This window comes from Blastococcus haudaquaticus (assembly GCF_900230285.1).
In the GTDB taxonomy this organism is placed as follows: domain Bacteria; phylum Actinomycetota; class Actinomycetes; order Mycobacteriales; family Geodermatophilaceae; genus Blastococcus_B; species Blastococcus_B haudaquaticus.
On the sequence record NZ_OCNK01000001.1, the window covers coordinates 792,684 to 815,499 of the forward strand.

Annotated in this window: 22 protein-coding genes; 8 read left to right on the forward strand and 14 right to left on the reverse strand. The window is 73.0% G+C overall.

Features of this window, described 5'->3' with window-relative positions; translation table 11 throughout:
• Positions 1–110: 110 nt before the first annotated feature.
• Positions 111–1,115: a sugar ABC transporter substrate-binding protein gene (locus CRP30_RS03925; protein WP_097182598.1), complete on the reverse strand. Its 1,005-nt coding sequence runs from the start codon at positions 1,113–1,115 to the stop codon at positions 111–113.
• Between the two features lie 143 nt (positions 1,116–1,258).
• Here CRP30_RS03925 and CRP30_RS03930 point away from each other — a divergent pair, with 143 nt between their 5' ends.
• Both CRP30_RS03930 and CRP30_RS03935 read left to right on the forward strand, forming a co-directional pair.
• Complete coding sequence (locus CRP30_RS03930; RefSeq protein ID WP_097182599.1) at positions 1,259–2,323, forward strand: Glu/Leu/Phe/Val family dehydrogenase; 1,065 nt, start codon at positions 1,259–1,261, stop codon at positions 2,321–2,323.
• A 205-nt stretch (positions 2,324–2,528) separates the two neighbouring features.
• Positions 2,529–2,753 (forward strand): DUF3073 domain-containing protein, encoded by a 225-nt coding sequence (locus CRP30_RS03935; protein ID WP_097182600.1) that lies wholly within the window; start codon positions 2,529–2,531, stop codon positions 2,751–2,753.
• A gap of 68 nt (positions 2,754–2,821) precedes the next feature.
• Here CRP30_RS03935 and purM read toward each other — a convergent pair whose 3' ends face one another.
• Positions 2,822–3,877, reverse strand: a complete 1,056-nt coding sequence (purM, locus tag CRP30_RS03940) for a phosphoribosylformylglycinamidine cyclo-ligase (protein WP_097182601.1) — start codon at positions 3,875–3,877, stop codon at positions 2,822–2,824.
• Positions 3,874–5,463, reverse strand: a complete 1,590-nt coding sequence (gene purF / locus CRP30_RS03945; RefSeq protein WP_097182602.1) for an amidophosphoribosyltransferase — start codon at positions 5,461–5,463, stop codon at positions 3,874–3,876. The genes purM and purF overlap by 4 nt, the downstream gene beginning before the upstream one ends.
• A gap of 112 nt (positions 5,464–5,575) precedes the next feature.
• On the opposite strand from purF, the gene CRP30_RS03950 reads away from it, so the two are divergent.
• Positions 5,576–5,884: a hypothetical protein gene (locus CRP30_RS03950; RefSeq protein WP_097182603.1), complete on the forward strand. Its 309-nt coding sequence runs from the start codon at positions 5,576–5,578 to the stop codon at positions 5,882–5,884.
• A gap of 3 nt (positions 5,885–5,887) precedes the next feature.
• Here the strand turns inward: CRP30_RS03950 and CRP30_RS03955 are convergent, their stop codons facing one another.
• Together CRP30_RS03955 and CRP30_RS03960 are read right to left on the reverse strand one after the other, a co-directional pair.
• Positions 5,888–6,502: an MBL fold metallo-hydrolase gene (locus CRP30_RS03955; protein WP_097182604.1), complete on the reverse strand. Its 615-nt coding sequence runs from the start codon at positions 6,500–6,502 to the stop codon at positions 5,888–5,890.
• Positions 6,499–7,590: an S-(hydroxymethyl)mycothiol dehydrogenase gene (locus CRP30_RS03960; protein ID WP_097182605.1), complete on the reverse strand. Its 1,092-nt coding sequence runs from the start codon at positions 7,588–7,590 to the stop codon at positions 6,499–6,501. The genes CRP30_RS03955 and CRP30_RS03960 overlap by 4 nt, the downstream gene beginning before the upstream one ends.
• Positions 7,591–7,851: 261 nt before the next feature.
• Here CRP30_RS03960 and CRP30_RS03965 point away from each other — a divergent pair, with 261 nt between their 5' ends.
• On the forward strand, positions 7,852–9,267 hold the full coding sequence (locus tag CRP30_RS03965) for an OFA family MFS transporter (protein ID WP_097182606.1): 1,416 nt from the start codon (positions 7,852–7,854) through the stop codon (positions 9,265–9,267).
• A complete protein-coding gene (locus CRP30_RS22670; protein WP_200814521.1) occupies positions 9,264–9,410 on the forward strand; it encodes an MFS transporter small subunit in 147 nt (48 codons plus the stop codon). Before CRP30_RS03965 ends, CRP30_RS22670 begins: the two co-directional genes overlap by 4 nt.
• A 42-nt stretch (positions 9,411–9,452) precedes the next feature.
• On the opposite strand, the gene CRP30_RS03970 is transcribed toward CRP30_RS22670, so the two are convergent.
• From CRP30_RS03970 to purB, 7 genes are all read right to left on the reverse strand, one after another.
• Entirely contained in the window at positions 9,453–9,842 is a 390-nt protein-coding gene (locus CRP30_RS03970; RefSeq protein ID WP_097182607.1) for a sterol carrier family protein, read from the reverse strand.
• A gap of 10 nt (positions 9,843–9,852) precedes the next feature.
• The gene (purL, locus tag CRP30_RS03975; RefSeq protein WP_200814522.1) at positions 9,853–12,222 is read right to left on the reverse strand and encodes a phosphoribosylformylglycinamidine synthase subunit PurL; all 2,370 of its coding nucleotides are present in this window, start codon (positions 12,220–12,222) and stop codon (positions 9,853–9,855) included.
• Positions 12,219–12,890, reverse strand: coding sequence for a phosphoribosylformylglycinamidine synthase subunit PurQ (purQ, locus tag CRP30_RS03980; RefSeq protein WP_097182608.1), 672 nt, complete (start codon positions 12,888–12,890; stop codon positions 12,219–12,221). Before purQ ends, purL begins: the two co-directional genes overlap by 4 nt.
• Positions 12,891–12,900: 10 nt before the next feature.
• Positions 12,901–13,140: a phosphoribosylformylglycinamidine synthase subunit PurS gene (gene purS / locus CRP30_RS03985; RefSeq protein WP_097182609.1), complete on the reverse strand. Its 240-nt coding sequence runs from the start codon at positions 13,138–13,140 to the stop codon at positions 12,901–12,903.
• A gap of 128 nt (positions 13,141–13,268) precedes the next feature.
• Positions 13,269–14,174 (reverse strand): DUF559 domain-containing protein, encoded by a 906-nt coding sequence (locus CRP30_RS03990; RefSeq protein ID WP_159961504.1) that lies wholly within the window; start codon positions 14,172–14,174, stop codon positions 13,269–13,271.
• An 88-nt stretch (positions 14,175–14,262) separates the two neighbouring features.
• Entirely contained in the window at positions 14,263–15,135 is an 873-nt protein-coding gene (locus tag CRP30_RS03995; RefSeq protein WP_097182611.1) for a phosphoribosylaminoimidazolesuccinocarboxamide synthase, read from the reverse strand.
• Entirely contained in the window at positions 15,132–16,457 is a 1,326-nt protein-coding gene (gene purB / locus CRP30_RS04000) for an adenylosuccinate lyase (RefSeq protein ID WP_235003151.1), read from the reverse strand. Before purB ends, CRP30_RS03995 begins: the two co-directional genes overlap by 4 nt.
• Before the next feature lie 169 nt (positions 16,458–16,626).
• Between purB and CRP30_RS04005 the strand changes: the two genes are divergently transcribed.
• Positions 16,627–17,529: an SMI1/KNR4 family protein gene (locus CRP30_RS04005; RefSeq protein ID WP_159961507.1), complete on the forward strand. Its 903-nt coding sequence runs from the start codon at positions 16,627–16,629 to the stop codon at positions 17,527–17,529.
• Between the two features lie 126 nt (positions 17,530–17,655).
• Positions 17,656–19,095 carry an AI-2E family transporter gene (locus CRP30_RS04010; protein WP_097182613.1) on the forward strand — a complete coding sequence of 480 codons (1,440 nt, stop codon included), beginning with the start codon at positions 17,656–17,658 and terminating at the stop codon, positions 19,093–19,095.
• Between the two features lie 62 nt (positions 19,096–19,157).
• Here CRP30_RS04010 and purD read toward each other — a convergent pair whose 3' ends face one another.
• Positions 19,158–20,414, reverse strand: coding sequence for a phosphoribosylamine--glycine ligase (purD, locus tag CRP30_RS04015; protein WP_097182614.1), 1,257 nt, complete (start codon positions 20,412–20,414; stop codon positions 19,158–19,160).
• A gap of 25 nt (positions 20,415–20,439) precedes the next feature.
• A complete protein-coding gene (gene rsgA / locus CRP30_RS04020) occupies positions 20,440–21,372 on the reverse strand; it encodes a ribosome small subunit-dependent GTPase A (protein WP_235003152.1) in 933 nt (310 codons plus the stop codon).
• 204 nt (positions 21,373–21,576) lie between these two features.
• Between rsgA and CRP30_RS04025 the strand changes: the two genes are divergently transcribed.
• Entirely contained in the window at positions 21,577–22,644 is a 1,068-nt protein-coding gene (locus CRP30_RS04025; protein ID WP_097182616.1) for a glycerophosphodiester phosphodiesterase family protein, read from the forward strand.
• Positions 22,645–22,816 lie beyond the last annotated feature (172 nt).

The window sequence follows — 22,816 nt, forward strand, 5'->3', positions numbered from 1 at the left end:
GAGCTCGGGCTTGACCAGCAGCCGGCGCAGCGGGCCGGTGGCGGCGAGCCGCTCGTCGGCCCGCCGTTCGGCCGGGGTCCGCGGCGCCCCGGCGGTGTCCTCCCGCGTACTCAGCGCGTGCCGGCCGAGGCCAGGTCGGCGATCTCGTCGACGTTGCTCTCGTCGACGATCCCCGGCCCGGTGAGCACCGGCTGGCCGCCGCCGACGGTGTTGAGGTTCTGCACGTAAAGCTTGAGCATCACGATCGGCAGGTAGCCCTGCTCGTACTGCTGCTGGTCGACGGCGAAGGCGATGTCGCCGGCCTGGATGCCGCTGATGACGTCCTGGTCGAGGTCGAACGTGGCGACCTGCGCCTCCGACCCGGCGTCGGTGGCCGCCTCGACCGCCACCGCGGCGACCGCGGAGTTCAGCGTGAGCACGGCGTCGATGGTCGGGTCGGCCTGGAGCTGCGAGGCGATCGTCGACTGGGCGCCCTGCAGGTCGTTGATGTCGATCTGCACCGGGGTGACGTCGCTGCCGAGCCCCTGCGCGGCACCCGAGCAGCGCTGCTCCAGCCCGATGTTGCCGGCCTCGTGCATGACGCACAGCACGTTGGTGGCACCACCGGAGGCCAGCTCGGCCCCGGCGCCCCGACCGGCGATGGCCTCGTCCTGGCCGACGTGGCCGATGGCCCCGAACGCGGCCGACCGGTCGCCCCCGGAGTTGATGGACACGACCGGGATGCCCGCCTCCACGGCCGCCTCGACGGAGTCCTGGAGAGCGTCGGGGTTGGCCATCGAGACCACGATGCCGTCGACGTCCTGGTTGACCGCGGCGTCGATCAGCTGCGCCTGCCGCTGCGGGTCGCCGTCGCTCTGGTAGTCGACGGAGATCCCGAGGTCCTCGCCCGCGGCCTCGGCCCCGTTCTGGACGACGTCCCAGAAGGCGTCGCCGGCGGAGCCGTGGGTGATGACGGCGAAGCTGAGGTCGCTGCCGCCGCCGTCGCCGCTCGAGCCGCCGCTCCCGCCCGACCCACCCGAGTCGCCGCCTTCCGTCGTGCACGCGGCGAGGACGAGCGGTGCCGCCACCACGATCGAGAGCAGAGCGATCGCCGAGGAACGGCGGGGTCGGGGCATGGGAGTCCTCCTGTGCTCGCGGGGGCTCCTTCGCCCCCGCCTGTCCAGGGGAATCATGCCCCGCAGGTGATCGAGGAAGCCGGTGACCCACGGACTTCCCCTTCGGACGAGGGAAGCGTCACGGGGCGATCTACCCTCCAGGCGTGGAGATACTGAGGGCGGGTCACGAACAGGTCGTCTTCTGCAGCGATGCGGAGTCGGGGCTGAAGGCGGTCGTCGCCATCCACTCCACGGCTCTCGGCCCCGCCCTCGGCGGCACCCGCTTCTACCCGTACGCCAGCGAGGAGGCTGCGGTCGCCGACGCCCTGCGGCTCTCGGCGGCGATGTCGTACAAGAACAGCCTCGCCGGGCTCGACCTCGGGGGCGGCAAGGCCGTGATCATCGGCGACCCGACGACCGACAAGACGGAGGCGCTGCTGCGCGCCTACGGCCGGTTCGTCGAGGCCCTCGGCGGGCGCTACCTGACCGCGTGCGACGTCGGCACCTACAACGCCGACCTCGACGTGGTCGCCCGCGAGACCCGGTTCGCCCACGGCCGCTCCGAGGCCTACGGCGGCTGCGGCGACTCGTCGGTCCTCACCGCCTACGGCGTCTTCCTGGGCATGCAGGCTGCCGCGGAGCACTGCTGGGGCTCGCGGTCCCTGGCCGGGCGGACGGTGGCCGTGGCCGGCGCCGGGAAGGTCGGCTCGCACCTGATCGGCCACCTGGTCGAGGACGGGGCCGACGTCCTCGTCACCGACGTGGACCCGGCAGCCGTCGAGCGGGTGCGGTCCCGGCATCCCGCGGTGACGGCCGTGCCCGACACCGTCACGCTGGTCCGCACGCCGCACGACGTGTACTCCCCCAACGCCCTGGGCGGGGCCCTGGACGCCGAGACCGTCGCGGCCCTTCCGGCCCGCATCGTGTGTGGCGGGGCGAACAACCAGTTGGCGACCCCGGACGTCGCCGAGCAGCTCCGCGGTCGGGGCATTCTCTACGCGCCCGACTACCTGGTGAACGCCGGCGGCGTCATCCAGGTCGAGGACGAGCGGCACGGGTTCTCGTTCCCCCGGGCGAAGGCCAGGGCCGAGGGGATCTTCGACGTCGCCCTGCGGGTCTTCCGGGCCGCCGACGACGAGGGCGTGTCCCCCGCCGTCGCCGCCGACCGGCTCGCGGAGGAGCGCATGCGGTCGGTCGGCCGGCTGGCCACCATCCGCCTGCCCCGCTGAGGAAGGACCCCGTCCTCCCCACCCCTCGCACGCTCGGGGCGGCGCCTCGGACGGGGCCACGGCCCCTCGGGGGGAGGGACGTGTGCCCGTCGCGGATCCGTGTCGTAAGGTTGCTCAGGACATAGTCACTCAGTCGGGGTCGCCGCGCGGGCCGTTCCAGCCCGGGGGCTGGACTTCCGTACTCCGTAGCGAGGGGGTCGAGCCGATGGGGCGCGGCCGAGCGAAGGCCAAGCAGACACGCGTGGCCCGTGAGCTCAAGTACAGCTCACCCAACACCGATCTTTCTGCTCTGCAGAAGGAGCTCACCGGTGCACCGACGTCCTACACCGCCCCTCCGCGGGCCAAGGACGACGATGATGACGACGACGAGTACGCCGACAAGTGGGCGGACGACGACGCGGACGACGACTGGGCTGCCAGCCCGCGTTGACCCGCTGACCCTCAGCGTCTGATCCGGAGCACCGCGGTTCCTCCGGGAACCGCGGTGTCCTCGTGCGCTCAGCGGTAGGTGCCCTCGAGGCGCGCCGCGGTCTCGCCGGTGCGCTGCCCGACCGTGCCGGCGACCCAGGCCGGGACGCCTACCGCGCTCAACCGGGCGACGACGGCGTCGGCCGCCGACGGCGACACCGCGGCGACCATGCCGACGCCGCAGTTGAACGCCCGCTCGGACTCCTCGCGCGGGACGCCGTGCTCCTCCATCAGCCGGACCGCGGCGGGCAGCGCCCACGTGCCGCGGTCGAGGACCGCCTCGAGGCCCTCGGGCACGACGCGCGCGGTGTTGCTGGCCAGCCCGCCCCCCGTGATGTGGGCGAAGGCGTGCACGTCCCCGACGCCGAACGCCTCGACCAGCGCCAGGCAGTCGCGGGCGTAGATGCGGGTCGGCTCGAGCAGTTCCTCGCCGAGCGGCCGGTCCAGGCCGGCGGGGGTGGCGTGCAGGTCCAGCCCGGCAGCGCTCACGACCCGGCGCACCAGCGAGTAGCCGTTGGAGTGGAAGCCCGACGACGCCATCGCGACGACGACGTCACCCTCGACGACCCGCTCGGGGCCCAGGACCGCGTCGGCCTCGACGACCCCGACCGCGGTCGCGGCGAGGTCGTACTCGTCGGCGTCCATCAGGTCGCCGTGCTCGGCGGTCTCCCCGCCCACCAGGGCCGCACCCGCTTGGGTGCATCCCGCGGCGATGCCGGTGACGATCGCCGCGATCCGCTCGGGGACGACCTTGCCGCAGGCCACGTAGTCCTGGAGGAAAAGCGGCTCCGCTCCGCAGGCGACCAGGTCGTCGACGACCATCGCGACCAGGTCGATGCCGACCGTGTCGTGCCGGTCGAGCTGCCGGGCCAGGGCGATCTTCGTGCCGACGCCGTCGGTCGAGGAGGCGAGCAGCGGCTTCGAGTACTTGGCGGTGTCCAGCGCGAAGAGACCGGCGAATCCACCGAGGCCACCGACCACCTCCGGCCGGTTGGTCCTCTCGACGGCGGCGCGCATCAGCGTCACGGCCCGCTCCCCGGCGTCGATGTCGACGCCGGAGGCGGCGTAGGTGAAGGGGGTGCTCATGGACGGGTGAGCGCGTCCTCGGCCCCGCCGGGAACGCTGGCGCTGCCGGCCTGCTGCCCGGTCCAGCCGCTCACCGAGCGCTGGTCGTCGGCGCGCGGCATCGACGTCGACGAGACCATCGGGAGCGGCGTCCGGCCGATGCCCTCCAGCACGTGCTTGCCGAACACCTCGGACTCGCCCAGGGGGATCGGGTACTGGCCCGTGAAACACGCGGTGCACAGCCGGTTCGCCGGCTGCTCGGTGGCGGCGATCAGCCCCTGCTCGGAGACGTAGCCGAGGGAGTCGGCGTTGATCGAGGCGCGCACGCCGTCGACCTCGAGGCCGTTGGCCACGAGCTCGGCGCGGCTGGCGAAGTCGATGCCGTAGAAGCAGGGCCACTTGACCGGCGGCGAGGCGATGCGGACGTGCACCTCGACGGCCCCGGACTCGCGCAGCATGCGGATCAGGGCGCGCTGGGTGTTGCCGCGGACGATCGAGTCGTCGACGACGACCAGCCGCTTGCCACGGATGACGTCGCGCAGCGGGTTGAGCTTCAGCCGGATGCCCAGCTGCCGGATCGTCTGGCTGGGCTGGATGAACGTGCGCCCGACGTAGGAGTTCTTGACCAGGCCCAGTCCGTACGGGATGCCCGACGCCTCGGCGTACCCGACCGCGGCCGGGGTGCCCGACTCGGGAACCGGGATCACCAGGTCGGCCTCGACCGGGTGCTCCTTCGCCAGCCGGCGGCCGATCTCGACGCGCGCGGCGTGCACCCCGCGACCGGAGATCGTGGTGTCGGGGCGGGCGAGGTAGACGTACTCGAAGACGCAGCCCTTGGGGTCGGGATGGGCGAAGTGCTGGCTGCGCAGCCCGTTCTCGTCGATCGCGATGAGCTCGCCGGGCTCGACCTCGCGGACGACGGAGGCGCCGACGATGTCCAGTGCCGCCGTCTCGCTGGCGACCACCCAGCCGCGCTCCAGCCGGCCGAGCACCAGCGGGCGGACGCCCTGCGGGTCGCGGGCGGCGTAGAGGGTGTCCTCGTCCATGAACGTGAAGCTGAACGCGCCCCGCAGCTGGGGCAGCACCTCCATGGCGGCCGCCTCGACGGAGATGTCGGGACGGGCCGCGATGAGCGCCGTCACCAGATCGGAGTCGTTGGTCGCGACGAACGCACCGGGCACGCCGGCGTCGGCGGCCTTGCTGGCCAGCTCGGCGGTGTTCACCAGGTTGCCGTTGTGGCAGAGCGCCAGACCGGTGCCGGCCGAGGTGGTGCGGAACGTCGGCTGGGCGTTCTCCCACGTCGACGCACCCGTCGTCGAGTAGCGGGTGTGGCCCACCGCGATGTGGCCGCGGAGGCTGCCGAGCGTCGGCTCGTCGAACACCTGGCTGACCAGGCCGAGGTCCTTGTAGACCACGACCGACGCGCCGTCGGACACCGCGATCCCGGCCGCCTCCTGACCGCGGTGCTGGAGGGCGTACAGACCGAAATAGGTCAGCTTCGCGACCTCCTCCCCCGGCGCCCAGACACCGAAGACGCCGCAGGCGTCCTGGGGACCGGGATTCTGGGGGTCGAGGTCGTGCGTCAGCCGTCCATCACCGCGAGGCACCCCCCGAGACTACCGGCGCGACGCCACCCGGCCTACCGCAACGGGGTGTCCCCGGTCACGTGCACGACGGTCGGTCGCGGAACTCCGGTCGGCGGCGGTGCGTTGACACGGGATGGCAGCCAACGGTCCCGACCCGCGCGAATTCCTCGACATGGCGCAGCGGATGCTGCGGCAGCTCTTCGACGAGCCCCGCCGTGACGACGAGCCGTGGGCGGACGCGACCCGCCCGCCCGTGCGGCGCCGCCCCGAGCCCAGCGCCGAGGAACAGCGGGAGAACCTGACCTTCGCGCTCGCCACGCGCGCCGTCGAGGCGCTCGAGGATCTCGCGCTCAACGTCGCGTCCATCCGCCAGCGGCTCGAGCGCACCGGTGCCGAGCCGCAGGACGGACCTCCGCCGCGGACCGACGAGAGCGGGCAGTAGGGGCTACTGGGCCGGGACGTTCCCCAGCTCCGCGCCGATCGTCGTGTCGTCGCCGTGGCCGGTCCGCACCACCGTGTCGCCGTGCAGGCTCAGCAGCTGGGCGCGGATCGACCGCACGATCGTCGGGTGGTCGCTGAACGACCGGCCGGTGGCGCCCGGGCCGCCGCAGAACAGCGTGTCCCCGGTGAAGACCGTGTTCAGGTCGGGGGCGTGCAGGCAGGTGCTCCCCGGGGAGTGACCCGGCGTGTGCAGTGCGAGCAGCGACGTCCCGGCGACGGTGAACCGGGCACCGGCGGTGAGCTCGCGATCGGGCTCCGCGTCGGGATGGGTCATGTCCCAGAGCATCCGATCGGCCGGGTTGAACCAGATCGGCGCGCCGGTCGCCTCCCGCAGGGCCGGCGCGGCGGTGATGTGGTCGTTGTGCCCGTGGGTGAGCACGATCGCCGCCACCTTCCGGCCGCCGATCGCCTCGAGGATCGGGCCGGCGTCGTGCGGCGCGTCGATGACGAGCACCTCGTCGTCGTCCCCCACCAGCCAGACGTTGTTGTCGACGTCGAAGTCCTGCCCGTCGAGGCTGAAGACCCCGCTGACGACGACCTTGTCGATGCGCGCGGTCACTTCTCGAACACCACGACGCTGCGCAGGACCTCGCCCTTGTGCATCTTCTCGAACGCCGCCTCGACGTCCTCCAGGCCGATCGTCTCCGACACGAACGCGTCCAGGTCGAAGCGGCCCTGCAGGTACAGGTCGATGAGCATCGGGAAGTCGCGGCTGGGCAGGCAGTCGCCGTACCAGGAGGACTTGATCGAGCCCCCGCGGCCGAAGATCTCGATGGCGGGCAGGGTGATCTCCATGTCCGGCGTCGGGACGCCGACCATGACCACGCGCCCGGCGAGGTCGCGGGCGTAGAACGCCTGCTCGAAGACCTTGGGGTGGCCGACGGCGTCGATCGCGACGTCGACCCCGAAGCCGCCGGTCAGCGCCTTGATCGCCTCGACCGCGTCGGTCTCCTGCGAGTTGACCGTGTGGGTGGCGCCCATCTGCCGGGCCCACTCGAGCTTCTTGTCGGAGATGTCGACGGCGATGATCGTCGTCGCCCCGGCCAGCTTGGCCCCGGCGACCGCGGCGTCACCGACGCCGCCGCAGCCGAAGACCGCGACGCTCTCGCCCCGGCGGACCGCGCCGGTGTTGATCGCGGCCCCCACGCCCGCCATGACGCCGCAGCCGAGCAGACCGGCGGACGCCGGGGGCGCGGCCGGGTCGACCTTCGTGCACTGCCCGGAGTGCACCAGCGTCTTCTCCGCGAAGGCGCCGATGCCGAGCGCCGGGGACAGCTCGGTGCCGTCGGTCAGCGTCATCTTCTGCGCGGCGTTGTGGGTGTTGAAGCAGTACTGCGGCTCGCCCTTGAGGCAGGCGCGGCACTGCCCGCAGACCGCGCGCCAGTTGAGGATCACGTAGTCGCCGACCGCCACGTTGGTGACGCCCTCGCCGACGGCGGAGACGAGCCCGGCCGCCTCGTGCCCGAGCAGGAAGGGGAAGTCGTCGTTGATCCCGCCTTCGCGGTAGTGCAGGTCGGTGTGGCATACGCCGCACGCCTGCACGTCCACGACCGCCTCCCCCGGACCTGGATCGGGGACGACGATCGTCTCGATGCCGACCGGTGCACCCTTGCCTCGGGCGACGACGCCCTTCACCTCGTAAGCCATGCCGCGAGCCTAGTCAGAGGACCCTCCTGCCCCCCATCGCTCGCAAGCTCGCGCCGGGCCCCTGCAGGAGGGCCGAAAGAACGGGCCGGTCCGGCTCCCGCCCTGCGGGACGAGCCGGTCACGCGCCGGTCTCGGTCGTGTGTTGAACGCGCGAGTACCTTCGCGGCGTCGTACCGTCCGACCGGTCGCGACGCATATCACAGCGCGCGGCCGGGTTGCGTCCAACCGGGCGCAGCCTCCCGACTCGGAGGTCCCATTTCCGTGGCAGTACCCAGCTTCCTGGCCCGCGAGCGCATCGTCGCCCGGCCGGGGTTCAACCGCTGGCTGATCCCGCCGGCGGCCCTCGCCGTCCACCTGTGCATCGGCCAGGCCTATGCGACCAGCGTCTACAAGACGGCGCTGGTCGAGCACTTCGACTCCAGCCTCACCTCGATCGGGATCATCTTCTCGATCGCGATCGTCATGCTCGGCCTCTCGGCCGCCGTCTTCGGCACCTGGGTGGACAAGAACGGCCCGCGCGCCGCGATGTTCACCTCGGCCGTCTTCTGGGTGTCGGGCTTCCTGGTCGGCTCGCTGGGCATCTACACCGAGCAGCTGTGGCTGCTGTACTTCGGCTACGGCGTCCTCGGCGGCATCGGCCTGGGCATCGGCTACATCTCGCCGGTCTCCACGCTGATCAAGTGGTTCCCCGACCGTCCGGGCCTGGCCACCGGCATGGCGATCATGGGCTTCGGTGGTGGCGCGCTCATCGCCTCGCCGCTGTCCCGTCAGCTGATGAACTTCTACGACCCCGGGTACGACGGCACGGCCGGCACGGTGCCCAGCGGCAACTCCGTCGCCCTGCTCTTCCTCACCCTCGCAGTGGTCTACCTGGTCTTCATGATGTTCGGCGCCTTCATCATCCGGGTGCCCGCCGCCGACTGGCGCCCCGACGGCTTCGACCCCGCGTCGGTCAAGTCCAAGTCCCTGGTCACCACCGAGAACGTGTCGGCCAACAACGCGATCAAGACCCCGCAGTTCTGGCTGCTGTGGACCGTCCTGTTCTGCAACGTGACCGCGGGCATCGGCATCCTCGAGCAGGCCGCGCCGATGATCCAGGACTTCTTCCGCGAGAACGGCGGCTCCGCCGTCGCCGCCGCCACCGCGGCCGGCTTCGTCGGCCTGCTGTCGCTGTTCAACATGGGCGGCCGGTTCGTGTGGTCGTCCACGTCGGACTACATCGGGCGCAAGCCGATCTACATGGTCTACCTCGGTGTCGGGATCGTGCTCTACGTCATCCTCGCGACCCTGGGCAGCACGGCGACCTGGATCTTCGTGATCACCGCCGCGATCATCATCAGCTTCTACGGCGGTGGCTTCGCGACGGTGCCGGCCTACCTGCGCGACCTCTTCGGCACGTACCAGGTCGGGGCCATCCACGGCCGTCTGCTGACCGCGTGGGCGGCCGCCGGCGTCGCCGGCCCGCTCATCGTCAACGGCGTCCTCGACTCGCGCGGCACGCCGGGTGAGCTCGTGGCCGGCGACTACCGCCCGGCGCTGTTCATCATGGTCGGCCTCCTGGCCGTCGGCTTCATCGCCAACCTGCTGATCAAGCCGGTCGCCGAGAAGTGGTGGGAGCCCAAGACCACCGACGCCCCCACCGCCGCGGCGGCCCCGGAACGGAGCACTGTCCGATGAGCACTCCTGCCTCGACCCAGAACCAGCAGCCCACGCACACCCCCGTGGGGCTCATCGCCTTCGCGTGGGCGTTGGTCGGCGTCCCGCTGGCCTACGGGCTGTACAACACCGTGAAGGCGGCCAGCGCCCTCTTCGGCGGCTGATCGACACTCGCTGAGCCCCGTCCGCACTCCTGCGGGCGGGGCTCAGTGCTGTCTGAGGGGCCGCAACGGGAGCTGACCCGACAGATCGGCGCGATTGCCGCTCGCGGTCACCTTCCCGATGGCGAGGGCGTCGGCCCAGCCGAGCCGCCCGGTGGCCAGCCGCAGCCAGGTCGCCGCGTCGGTCTCGACGACGTTCGGCGGCGTACCCCGCGTGTGCCGGGGACCCTCGATGCACTGCACCGCCACGTGCGGCGGGACCCGCAGCTCCACCGACCGGCCGGGCACCTGCTGGGCCAGCCAGCGCGCGCTGGTCTTCACCGCCGCGCCGACCACCGCCCGCGGTGGCTGCTCGCCCTCGCCGTCCAGCCAGGCCCGCACCGGCTCGAGGACGGCGCGCAGGTCCTCCGCCGGGATGGGAGCTACGCCAGCCATGGGCCGTCCATCAGCTGGTCGGGACGGTGCCCGCCGGGACGGTGAACGTCGTGCCGTGCTCCGGCCCGCCGAACAGGGCCGGCAGGGTCGCGGTCCACGCCGCTCGTACCTCGGTGAGCGGCAGCTCGAGCAGGCCGTCCAGGACGAGGGCGTCCCCGCCCGTGGTCCCCAGCTCCGTCACCGGCACCCCGGCCCACTGCGCCGTCGTCTTCACGCCACCCGGGTCGGACGTGGTGACGACGACGCGTGCGGTGGACTCGCTGAACAGCGCGGTGAACGCGTCGCCGTCCAGGCGGAGACGGGCGCCGACGCCGTGGCGGAGGGCGGACTCCGTGAGGCCCTGCGCCAGCCCGCCGTCGGACAGGTCGTGGGCCGAGCTGATCAGGGCCTGATTGCCCAGCGCACCGAGCAGGTCGGCCAGAGCGCGCTCGGCTGCCAGGTCGAGCGCCGGGGGCCGGCCGCCGAGGTGGCCGTGCACGACGCTCGCCCAGGCCGAGCCGCCGAACTCCGGGGCGGTCGCGCCGAGCAGGAGCACCGTCTCGCCGGCCTTCCGCCAGCCGGACGGGATGCGGCGGCGGACGTCCTCGTGCACGCCCAGCACACCGATCACCGGCGTCGGGTTGATCGCGACGTCGCCGGTCTGGTTGTAGAGGCTCACGTTGCCACCCGTCACCGGCAGACCGAGCTCCCGGCAGCCGTCGGCGAGCCCGCGGACCGCCTCGGCGAACTGCCACATGACCTCCGGCTCCTCCGGTGAGCCGAAGTTCAGGCAGTTGGTGACGGCGAGCGGCTTCGCGCCGGAGACGGCGACGTTGCGGTAGGCCTCGGCCAGGTTCAGCTGGGCGCCGAGGTAGGGGTCCAGCCGCGCGTACCGGGCGTTGCCGTCCAGTGCCAGGGCGATGCCGCGGTTCGACTCCTCGTCGATGCGGACGACGCCGGCGTCGTCGGGCTGGGCCAGGACGGTGTTGCCGCGGACGTAGCGGTCGTACTGCTCGGTGACCCAGGTCTTGTCCGCGGCGTCCGGGCTGCTGACGACGGCCAGCCAGTGCGCCTGGAGCTCGGCAGCCGTGGTGGGCCGCGGGAGCCTGCCGGCGTCGTCGGCCTGGAGCGCGTCGAGGTCCGCCGGGCGGATCATCGGGCGCTCGTACACCGGGCCCTCGTGAGCCACGGTCCGCGGGGGGACGTCGACGATCCGCTCGCCGTGCCAGTCGACGGTCAGCCGGTCGCCGTCGGTGACCTCACCGATGACGGTCGCGAGCACGTCCCACTTCTCGCAGACCGCGAGGAAGTCGGCGACCTTGGCCGGCTCGACGATCGCGCACATGCGCTCCTGCGACTCGCTCATCAGGATCTCGGCCGGCGTCAGGGTGCTGTCGCGCAGCGGGACGGTGTCGAGGTCGACGTGCATGCCGCCGGTGCCGGCGCTGGCCAGCTCGGACGTCGCGCAGGAGAGGCCGGCGCCGCCGAGGTCCTGGATGCCGGTGACCAGGTCGGCGGCGAAGATCTCCAGGCACGCCTCGATCAGCAGCTTCTCGGTGAACGGGTCGCCCACCTGCACGGCCGGCCGCTTGGCCGGCCCCTCGGCGTCGAAGGTCTCGCTGGCCAGCACGCTGACGCCGCCGATGCCGTCGCCGCCGGTGCGGGCGCCGAAGAGGATGACCTTGTTGCCGACGCCCTCGGCCTTGGCCAGCCGGACGTCCTCGTGCTTCATCACGCCGACGCACAGAGCGTTGACCAGCGGGTTCCCGGCGTAGCAGTCGTCGAAGAGCAGCTCGCCACCGATGTTGGGCAGGCCCAGGCAGTTGCCGTAGCCACCGACGCCGGCGACGACGCCGGGCAGCACGCGGGCGGTGTCCGGGGCGTCGGCCCGGCCGAAGCGGAGCGAGTCCATGACGGCGATCGGGCGGGCGCCCATCGTGAGGATGTCGCGGACGATGCCGCCGACGCCCGTGGCCGCGCCCTGGTACGGCTCGACGTAGCTGGGGTGGTTGTGCGACTCGACCTTGAAGGTCACCGCGTAGCCGTCGCCGACGTCGACGACGCCCGCGTTCTCGCCGATGCCGACGAGCAGGGCGTCGCTGGGCGGCAGGTCGCCGAACTGGCGGAGGTGCACCTTGGAGCTCTTGTAGGAGCAGTGCTCGCTCCACATGACGCTGTACATCGCGAGCTCGGCCGTGGTGGGGCGGCGTCCGAGGATGTCCTTGATGCGGGCGTACTCGTCGGCCTTGAGACCCAGCTCGGCGAACGGCTGCTCGTCGTCGGGCGTGCCCGCCGCCAGGTCGACGGTGTCGAGGCGGTTCGCGAGCCGACCGGGGCCGGTGTCGAGGTCGGAGAGGCCTGCGGTCGCGCTCGCGTGCCCCGCCGTTCCGTCGTCGCTCACGCTGCGACGACCGACTTCAGGACGCTGGTGAAGAAGCCGAGGCCGTCGGTGCTGGGGCCGGTGAGGTCCTCGATGGCGTGCTCGGGGTGCGGCATGAGGCCGACGATCCGGCCGTTCTCGCTCGTGACGCCGGCGATGTCCCGGCTCGAGCCGTTCGGGTTGCCGTCGGCGTAGCGGAACACGACCCGGTTCTCGCCCTCGAGACGGTCGAGGTCGGCGTCGGAGCCCACGTAGCGGCCCTCGCCGTTCTTGACCGGGATGACGATCCGCTGGCCCGCGCGGTAGTCCGAGGTCCACGTGGTGTCGGCCCGCTCCACCACCAGCACCTGGTCACGGTTGCGGAAGTGCAGGTGGCTGTTGCGTGTCAGCGCGCCCGGCAGCAGGCCCGCCTCGCACAGCACCTGGAAGCCGTTGCAGATGCCGAGCACGGGGAGACCCTGGCGGGCGCGCGTGACGACGTCCTGCATCAGGGGCGCCCGGGCGGCGATGGCACCGGCGCGCAGGTAGTCGCCGTAGGAGAAGCCACCGGGGAGGACGACGGCGTCGACGTCCTTCAGGTCGTGGTCCCCGTGCCAGAGGGGGATCGGCTCGCCGCCGGCGAGACGCACCGCGCGGGCGGCGTCGACGTCGTCCAGGGAGCCCGGGAAGGTGATGACACCGATGCGCACGATTGCTCTCTCAGTCGGTGGTGACGTGCAGCTCGACGTCCTCGATGACGGGGTTGGCCAGCAGCGTCTCGGCGATCTGCTTCAGCTCGGCCTCGTCCGGGGTGCCGTCGACCTCGAGCACGAAGTGCTTGCCCTGGCGGACGCTCGTGATGCTGTCGTGGCCGAGCCGGCCCAGCGCTCCGAGCACCGCTTGACCCTGGGGGTCGGAGATCTCCGGCTTGAGGACCACGTCGACGACCACCCGGGACACGCCGTCGAGCGTACAAGGGCGCTGCCGGCCACCCGACGCGCTCCCGGTGACCCTGGCCTCTCCTTCCGGCCGAGATCGGCGATCTCGCCCGTATCAGCCCCCTGAAGACGGCGAGAGCGCCGATCTCGTCAGCGAAGAGCACGCCGGATGGTGGCGATCACGTACGCGGGCCGGCCGACCACATCGGCGGAACTGAACCGCAGGATGGTCCAGCCGGCCGCCACGAGACCGTTCTGCCTGCGGAGGTCCTTGACGAAGGTCGAACGCTCGCGGTGGTGGTCACCGTCGAACTCCACGAGCACCCTGCGGTCGCGCCACAGGAAATCCGCCCGGCCGACGAACGACCCGCCGTCCGAGTGGACGTCGACCTGCAGGTCGGGCATCGGCGAACCGGCCTCGTGGATCAGCCAGCGGAGCACCGACTCCATCGGCGACTCCGACCGTCTGTCCGCGATCGGCAGGACGGCCCGTGCACGGGCACACCCACGGCCCTTCGGACGCCGCGCCATTTGCCTCTCGAGCTCCGCGCGCGTGCACAGGCCATCGAGCAACTGGTCGGTGACCGCCAGGAGGGCCGGCGGCTGCAATACGCCGGCGAGATCGCGCCACGTGCGGGCGGGCGTCGTCACCGGGAGGGACGCCCGCCTCGTCACGTCCTCCGGGAGCAGATCGCTGCGATGGATGCGCCGGTCGGCCCGGCTCTCGGCCCGGGAGCCGGGCGCCACCGTGAGGTCTGCCCGCTCGTCCGGTTGCGGTTGGAACGGAATCTCGATTCCCCACAGCGCGGCGGCGGTGGCATGGCTGACCACTGCGCCCGGCGGCGCGGTCAGGAGCACGGCCGGCAGCCGCGTCCGCAGCGCACCGGTCAGAGCGGCCGGTGCGTAGGTGTCGCGGGAGAGCCGCACGACCTCCCGGTGCCGGAGTTGCTTGTCGCTGATCCCGGCCTCTCGGGCCATGGCACGGGTGGCGGGTCCGGTCAGTCGGGTGGGAACGCGTCGGCTCGGCACCGCGGCAGAGTGGCGCAGCGCGGGCACGCCACGCAGGCGCCGTCCACAGACCTCGACGAGATCGGCGATCTGGCCCGCTTCAGCTACGTGATGGGGCCGAGATCGGCGATCTCGTCTAGACGAACCGCGTGCCGGTCAGCTGCTCGTAGGCGGCGACGTAGCGCTCGCGGGTGGCCTCGACGACGTCGGACGGCAGCTCCGGCGGCGGGGAGACGCGGTCCCAGCCGGACGACGTCAGCCAGTCGCGGACGTACTGCTTGTCGTAGGAGGGCTGCACCGACCCGGGCGACCACGTGGCCGCCGGCCAGAAGCGGGACGAGTCCGGCGTGAGGACCTCGTCGCCCAGCACCAGCGCGTCCCCCGCCAGCCCGAACTCGAACTTGGTGTCGGCCAGCACGATGCCGGCGTCCAGCGCGATCTCCGCGCCCCGCGAGTACAGCGCCAGCGTCAGCGCCCGCAGCTCCTCGGCACGGTCGGCCCCGACAGCAGAGACGACGGCGGAGAAGTCGATCGCCTCGTCGTGCTCGCCGATCTCCGCCTTGGTGGACGGCGTGAACACCGGCGCGGGCAGCCTCGAGCCCTCGACCAGGCCCGCCGGCAGGGCGACGTCCCGGATGGACCCGGTGCGGGAGTACTCGACCGTCCCCGAGCCCGAGAGGTAGCCGCGGGCCACGCACTCCACCGGCAGCATCTCCAGCCGGCGCACGAGCATCGCCCGGCCGGCCACCTCGGCGGGGACATCCGCGGCGCTCACCAGGTGGTGCGAGGCGCCGAACGACGACAGCACCGGCGCCAGCTGCTCGAACCACCACACCGACAGCTGCGTGAGGACCCGCCCCTTGTCCGGGATCGGCGTCGGCAGCACGTGGTCGTACGCGGAGATGCGGTCGGACGCCACGAGTAGCAGGCGGTCGGGGGCGGCCGGAGAGGAGGCATCGTAGATCTCGCGCACCTTGCCGCGCGCGACGAGGGGCAGGTCGAGGCTCACGTCAGCGCAGCCAGCCGGTCGAACAGCGGGCCGAGGTTGGCCACGTACTGCTCGGGCCGGCAGATCTCGTCCAGCCGCGCCTCGTCGAGGGTCACGTCCGATGCGTCGGCCTTCGAGCGCAACGTCTCGCGGAACGGTGTCCCGCTCTGCCAGGTCTGCATCGCCGCGGACTGCACCAGCGCGTACGCGTCCTCGCGGGACAGCCCGCCCTCGACCAGCTCCAGCAGCACCGACGACGTGTAGATCAGACCGCCGGTCGACTCCAGGTTCGCGCGCATCCGGTCGACGTCGACGACGAGGTTCTCGACCAGGCCGGCGGTGAGGTCCAGCAGGTAGTCGGTGGTGATCGCGGCGTCGGGCAGGAACACCCGCTCGGTGGACGAGTGCGAGATGTCGCGCTCGTGCCAGAGCGGGATGCCCTCCATCACCGGCACGATCGCCGCCCGCACCACCCGGGCCAGGCCGGCGATGCGCTCGGAGCGGATCGGGTTCTTCTTGTGCGGCATCGCGCTGGAGCCCTTCTGCCCCGCGCCGAACGCCTCCGACAGCTCCCGCACCTCGGTGCGCTGGCCGTGCCGCACCTCGAGGGCGATCGCCTCGCAGACCGTCGCGATGATCGCGAGCGCGGAGACCCACTCGCTCACCGAGTCGCGGATGACCACCTGGGTCGAGGCCTCGGCGGCCCGCAGCCCGAGCGCCTCCGCCACGTGCCCCTCCACCGACGGGTCGATGAGGGAGTACGTGCCGACGGCGCCGGAGATGGCGACCACGCCGACCCGGGCGCGGGCCTCGCGCAGGCGGTCCCGGGACCGGGCGGCGGCGAAGGCGAGATCGGCGACCCGGTGGCCCCACACGTCGGGCTCGGCGTGCACGCCGTGCGTGCGGCCCACCTTGATCGTGTCCCGGTGCGCCAGGCCGTGGTCGCGCAGGGCCGCGACCAGGCGGTCGGCCTTCGCCAGGAGCACGTCGGTGGCGTCGGTCAGCTGCACGGCGAGCGCGGTGTCCAGGAGGTCGGACGACGTCATGCCGTGGTGCACGTAGGCGGCCGCCGAGCGCGGCTCGGTGTTGTCGGCCCAGGCGGTGAGGAAGGCGATGACGTCGTGCTGCGTCGTCTGCTCGATCTCGGCGACCCGCTCGGGCGTGGGCGGCGGCGCGTTGCGTACCGGCTCGACGACGTCGGCGGGCACCCGTCCGGCGGCCGCGTGCGCCTCGAGCACCAGCGTCTCGACCCGGCACCACAGCTCGTACTTGTGCTGGTCGCTCCAGACCCGGCCCATCTCGGGGAGCGTGTAGCGCTCGATCATGCCGGTCCCGCCTGCCACTGCTCAGCTCGTCGCGCCACGGGCACATCCTCCCGCATCCCTGTGCGCGGGCTCCCATGTGGCTGGTCCGGCCGCGTGACCCCTCGCGCGCGCCGGGCGGTCGGCCGTTCGGATGAACCGCTCCGGTGCGGACCTCGGGTGGCGCGGTGCGGAGCTACGGTCCGGCGCCATGACCAGGATCGTCCTCGACGCCGAAGGCATGCACCGCCACAAGGGCGAGGCCCTCGCGGACGAGGTGCGGCGGGCCGGTGAATGGCCCGTGGGCGTCGTGCGGCGCGGGCTGCTCCGGCGTGAGCGGCTGGAGCTGGCATCGGACGACGGCGGCGCCGGGGTCCTCGACGAGGCGGCACGGCCGCGGGTGGGCGCGACCCTCGAGCGGCTCGCGCGCTCGTTGCTGGACGTCACGCTGGAGGTCGCCGGGGGCGGCCGCGAGGTCGTGCTGGACCAGGACGAGATCGCCGCCCACGTCGCCGCGGAAGGCCTCGTGCCGGGCACGACCTACCTGCTGCGCTGGCGGGCTCCGGACCGGCGGCCCGAGCCCGACGTCCAGGGTGACGAGGCGGTCGACGCGGCGTGGGAGCGGATCGAGCGCTGGCTCGCCGAGCACCACCCACGCGGCACAGGCGTCCTGGCGCCCGGTGCGAGCGAGGAGGCGCTGCGGTCGGTCGAGACGACGATCGGCCGGCCCCTCCCGGCGCCGCTGCGCCGGTCGCTGGCCCGCCACGACGGCCAGGCCGAGGGGGTCGGCTCGATCACGGAGGGGCACGAACTGCTCAGCGCCGCAGACATCGCCGACGAGTGGACGATGCTGCGGGAGATCAGCGACGACCTCGGCCCGATGGAGGACTGGTGGCGGCCGTCCTGGGTGGGCTTCACCGCCGACGGTTCGGGCAACGGCCTGTGCCTGGACGCCGAGACCGGCGAGGTCCTCTTCCGCAACCACGAGGACAGCGCCTCCGTCGAGGCGCGCCGGTTCGAGGGCTGGCTCACCCGCTGGGCCGAGGAGCTGGAGGCCGGGGAGCAGGTCGTCGGCGCGAACGGAGGCATCGACCTGCCCTGGTACGCGGACTGACCAGGCCGCCGGGTGTAGCGCTCGACCCGGCGGGTACCGCCTGCCTCTGCTCAGCTCGTTCGCGCCGAAGGGACCGGCTCCCGCAGGGCTAGCGTGATCATCGACGGCCCTACCTGGAGGTGAGCGATGCGACGACGTGCACGCGACCTCACCGCCCGCGCCCGCGAGCGGATCCGCGCCGCCCGGGAGCACGACCCCCACGCCTGGCACCACCACGGCCCGGTCGACCTCGACCACCCCGCCGACCACCTCGACGACCATGCCGAGAACCACCCCGACGACGAGCCCGACGACGGCGAACCCGCGGCGAACGGCTCCAGCCGGCCGCCCCTCGGCAGCCCGGCACCCGGCGCCCCCGACCTGGACGGCGCCGTCGGCCCGGGTGGGGTGAGCGGCCCGCCGGCCCGGCGGTCCCCCGAGGGCGGCGCGCCTCGCCGCACGAGGTCCGCTCCGCCGCGTCGCTCGGCCGCCGAGGACGACGTCCCGTTCGGTCTGCGGACCGCGGCCGCCTGGTCCTGGCGGATCATCGTGGTGCTCGCCGGGTTCTACGTGCTCCTGTACGCGGCGACCATGATCGCGGTCGTCGTCGTCCCGGTGATCGTCGCGCTGCTGCTGGCCGCGCTGCTCCAGCCCGGCGCGGCGGGGCTCGCGAAGCGCGGCTGGCCCCGGGGGCTGGCCGCCACGACGATGCTGCTGGTCGGCCTCACGGTGGTCGCCGGGATCATCACGCTGGTCGTCGAACGGTTCACCGCCGGCTTCAGCGACCTCGCGGCCCAGGTCAGCGAGGGCCTCGGAGAGGTGCAGTCCTTCGTCGTCCGGACGTTCCCCATCACGCGGGGCCAGCTGGAGGACGCGGTCGGCCAGGCCCAGGACTTCCTCGTGGGCAACCAGGAGGAGCTCGCCACCGGCGCCCTCACCACGGCCGCCACCGTCGGCGAGGTCTTCACCGGCATCGTCCTGGCGCTGTTCACGCTGTTCTTCTTCCTCAAGGACGGCCGGTCGATCTGGCTCTGGCTGGTCGGCCTCTTCCCGGCCGACTCGCGGGCCTACCTCGACGAGGCCGCCCGCCGGTCGTGGCGGACGCTCATCTCCTACGTCCGGGCGACGGTCGCGGTGGCCCTGGTGGACGCCGTCGGCATCGGCATCGGGCTGGCCGTCCTGGGCGTGCCGCTGGTCATCCCGCTGGCGGCCCTGGTCTTCCTCGGCGCGTTCATCCCGATCATCGGCTCGTTCCTCGCCGGGTCGGTCGCCGTGCTGGTGGCCCTGGTGTCCGTCGGTCCCATCAAGGCGCTGATCGCGCTCGGGGTGGTCGTCGCCGTCATGCAGCTCGAGGGCCACGTGCTGCAGCCCCTGCTGCTGGGGCGCGCCGTGCACGTGCACCCGCTCGCCGTGGTGCTGGCCATCGCGGCCGGCCTGCTGATCGGCGGCATCTTCGGCGCGCTGATCGCCGTTCCCACGGTGGCCTGCATGAACGTCGCCGGCACGTACCTCAGCCGCCGGCACGAGGGTCCACGCCCGCCGGAGCCGCGCCCCGAGCGGGCGCGGCCGGTGGTCACGGCGGCGTAAGGACCCCGTCCCCCTCACCACTCGCAGGCTCGCGGCGAGCCTCTGGACGGGGCCGAGCGGAGTCAACCAATCCTTATTCGCCCCTCGACGGCCGCCAGGGCGATGTCGGTGCGCCAGTGCGCGTCGGCGAGACGGACACCCGCGACCCGCTCGTAGGCGGTCTGCCGGGCGGCGGCGAGGTCCTCGCCGACCGCGGTCACGGCCAGCACGCGGCCACCCGCGGACACCACGCTGCCGTCGGCGGCCACGGCGGTGCCGGCGTGCAGCACCCCCTCGCCGTCCGCACCGGTGACCGGGTCGCCGGTCCGCGGCCGCTCGGGATAGCCCGACGCGGCGACGACGACCGTGACGGCGGCGCCCGGGCGCCAGCGCAGCGGCGGGTGCTCGGCCAGGGTGCCGGTCGCGGCCGCGTGCAGCAGCCCGGCCAGTGGCGTCTCCAGCAGCGGCAGGACGACCTGGGTCTCGGGATCGCCGAAGCGGGCGTTGAACTCCACCACCCGGATGCCGCGCGACGTGAGCGCCAGACCGGCGTACAGCAGCCCGCTGAACGTCTCGCCGCGGCGGGCCATCTCGTCGACGGTCGGCTGGAGCACGGTCGCGAGCACCTCCTCGACCAGCCCCGGCGGCGCCCATGGCAACGGGGCGTAGGCGCCCATGCCTCCGGTGTTCGGGCCGCCGTCCCCGTCGTCGCGGCGCTTGTGGTCCTGCGCGGGGACCAGCGGCAGCACCGTCGTCCCGTCGGTGATCGCGAACAGGGAGACCTCGGGGCCGTCGAGGTACTCCTCGACCAGGACCGCGCCGCCGGCGTCCAGGACCCCGCGGCCGTGCGCCAGCGCCGCATCGCGGTCGTCGGTGACGAGGACGCCCTTGCCGGCGGCCAGCCCGTCGTCCTTGACGACGAAGGGCGCCCCGACCTCGTCGAGCACCGTCTCGAGCTCCGCCGGGCCACCGACCGGCCAGGCGCGGGCCGTCGGCACACCGGCGGCGTCCATCACGTGCTTGGCGAAGGACTTGCTGCCCTCGAGCTGAGCCGCCTCCGCCGACGGGCCGAAGCAGGCGATGCCGGCCTCGCGGACGGCGTCGGCGGCACCCGCGACTAGCGGTACCTCCGGACCGATGACGACGAGGTCGGCCCGCCAGGCGCCGGCCACGGCGGCGATCGCGTCGGGGTCGGCGGCGTCGACGGCGAGGGGCTCGGCGAGCGCGCGGGTACCGGCGTTGCCGGGGGCGCAGGCGAGCGCGCCCACCGCGGGGTCGGAGGACAGAGCGACGCACAGGGCGTGCTCCCGGGCACCGGAGCCGATCACCAGGACGCGCACGGGCCGGGACGCTACCGAGCGGGGCTCAGCGGCCCGCGCGCGGACGGTTGGGCTGGTCCTTGAGTGCCCTGTGGAAGGACCGCAGCCGGGCGCGCTCCTCGGCCCGGGCACGGGCGTCGAGACGCAGCGCCTGACGGTGCGCCTCCGCCTGGAGCTTGCGCCAGCCGGAGAAGCGGGCGGGGTCGAGCCGGCCGTCGTCGATGGCCGCTGCGACCGCGCACCCGGGTTCGCCTCGGTGGGCGCAGTCCCGGAACCGGCAGTCGGCCGCGAGTTCGGCGACGTCGGCGTAGGCGGTGTCCACCCCGCCGGCGTCGTCGTGGAGCGCGAGCTCCCGCATCCCGGGGGTGTCGATGAGGAACGCCCCGCCCGGCAGCCCGTGCAGCTCACGCACGGTCGTCGTGTGCCGGCCGCGCCCGTCCTCCCGGATGTCGCGGGTGGCCGCCACGGTGCGGCCGGCGAGCGCGTTGGCGAGGCTGGACTTGCCGACCCCCGACGGCCCCACCATGGCCGCCGTCCGCCCGGGGCCGAGCAGCGCGCGGAGCTCCGCCACGCCCTCCCCCGTCACCGAGCTGACGGGCAGGACCTCCACCCCGACGGCGTCCTCGCGGACCGCCGCGACCGCGGTGGCGACGTCGTCGCACAGATCGGCCTTCGTGAGGACGACGACGGGGGTGGCGCCGCTACTCCATGCCACGGCGAGATAGCGCTCGATCCGGCGCAGGCGCGCGTTCCCGGTCATCGCGTCGACCACCAGGACGACGTCGATGTTGGCGGCCACGACCTGCGGTGCCGACGTCCGGCCGGCGACGGTGCGGACGAAGGCGGTCGTGCGGGGCAGGATCTCGACGGCCAGCTCGCCGCGCAGCACCACCCAGTCACCGACCGCCGGACCCGTGTCGCCGGACGCGTACAGCGAGGCCGCCGGGACGACCCGCCGGTCCCCCTGATCCGTCAGCACCGTGAGGCGGCCCCGGTCGACGCGGGCGACCCGTGCCGAAACCGTTCCGGATGGCGGTTGGTCACTTCCGCCCCAGCCGAAACATGAGATCTGCGTCACGGGACGCATGGTGCACCGCTGGTCAGCGTGGTGTCTCTTCAATTGTGCGCGACCCGTTGGCTCCAGTTCACTCCATCGCCATCCGATTAAGGTTCTGTGAAGGACATGCGCGCGACCGAGTCGCTGGCACTGCGCCCTGCGACCCGCCTTCCCCGTCCTGTCGTCATCGGGCACCGAGGTGCCCCCGCCTACCGTCCCGAGCACACGACCGCGAGCTTCGAGCTGGCGATCGAGCTCGGCGCCGAGGTCATCGAGCCCGACGTCGTGGTCTCCCGCGACGGCGTCCTCGTGGTCCGGCACGAGAGCGAGCTCTCCTGGTCCACCGACGTGAGCAGCCGCCCCGAGTTCGTCGACCGCCGCACCACCAAGGTCGTCGACGACCAGCGCTGCACCGGCTGGTTCACCGAGGACTTCACGCTCGCCGAGCTGCGCACGCTGCGCGCGGTCGAGCGGATGCCCGAGTACCGGCCGCTCAACTCCGCCTACGACGGCCACTTCGGCATCCTGACCCTCGCGGAGGTCATCGACCTGGCCCGCACGCGGTCCAGCGACGAGCGCCAGATCCGCGTCCTCGCCGAGCTCAAGCACCACGACTGGTCGGCCGAGCAGGACCTGCCCATGGCCGAGCTGGTCACCGACGAGCTCCGCCGGCTCGGGGCGACCGACGAGCACGGCTCGGTCATGCTGCAGTCCTTCGACGCCGCCGTCCTGCGCGACCTGCGCAGCCGCCTCGGCGAGCACGGGCCGCAGATGGTCCAGCTGATCAACGACTTCGCCGAGGGCGACCGCATGGTCACCCCGGCCGGTCTGCGGGAGATCTCCACCTACGCCCAGGGCATCGCCCCGAGCGTGGAGCGGATCCTCCGCGGCCTCGGCACCGGCGCGACGGGGCTGCACTCCCCGCTGGTCGACGAGGCGCACCGCGCCGCGCTCGCGGTGTTCTGCTGGACGCTGCGGGCGGAGAACGCGTTCCTCCCGGCGCACCTCCGCCTCGGCGACGCGCCCGAGGCCCTGGGTGACGCCATCGGCGAGGCGCGTCAGCTCCTGGCCCTGGGCGTCGACGGCCTGATCACCGACTCCCCCGACCACGCCGTCCAGGCCGTCCGGGAGCTCGCCGACGACCTGGCCGTCCTGCCCGCACGTCGGTCACCGGCGGTCCCGCAGCCACGCTAGGGCGTCGACGGCATGGGTTACACGCGAAGCGTCGATGCGGCGGTCTCCACCCGGTGGCGGGCGGGTGCTGAAGTCCTGCGTTCGAGCGGATCCGACCGCGGTCCGACGATTCGTTCCGGTGCCGACCGCCGGGCGATGAACCCGGCGGTCGGCATCATGACGCTGTTGCGGT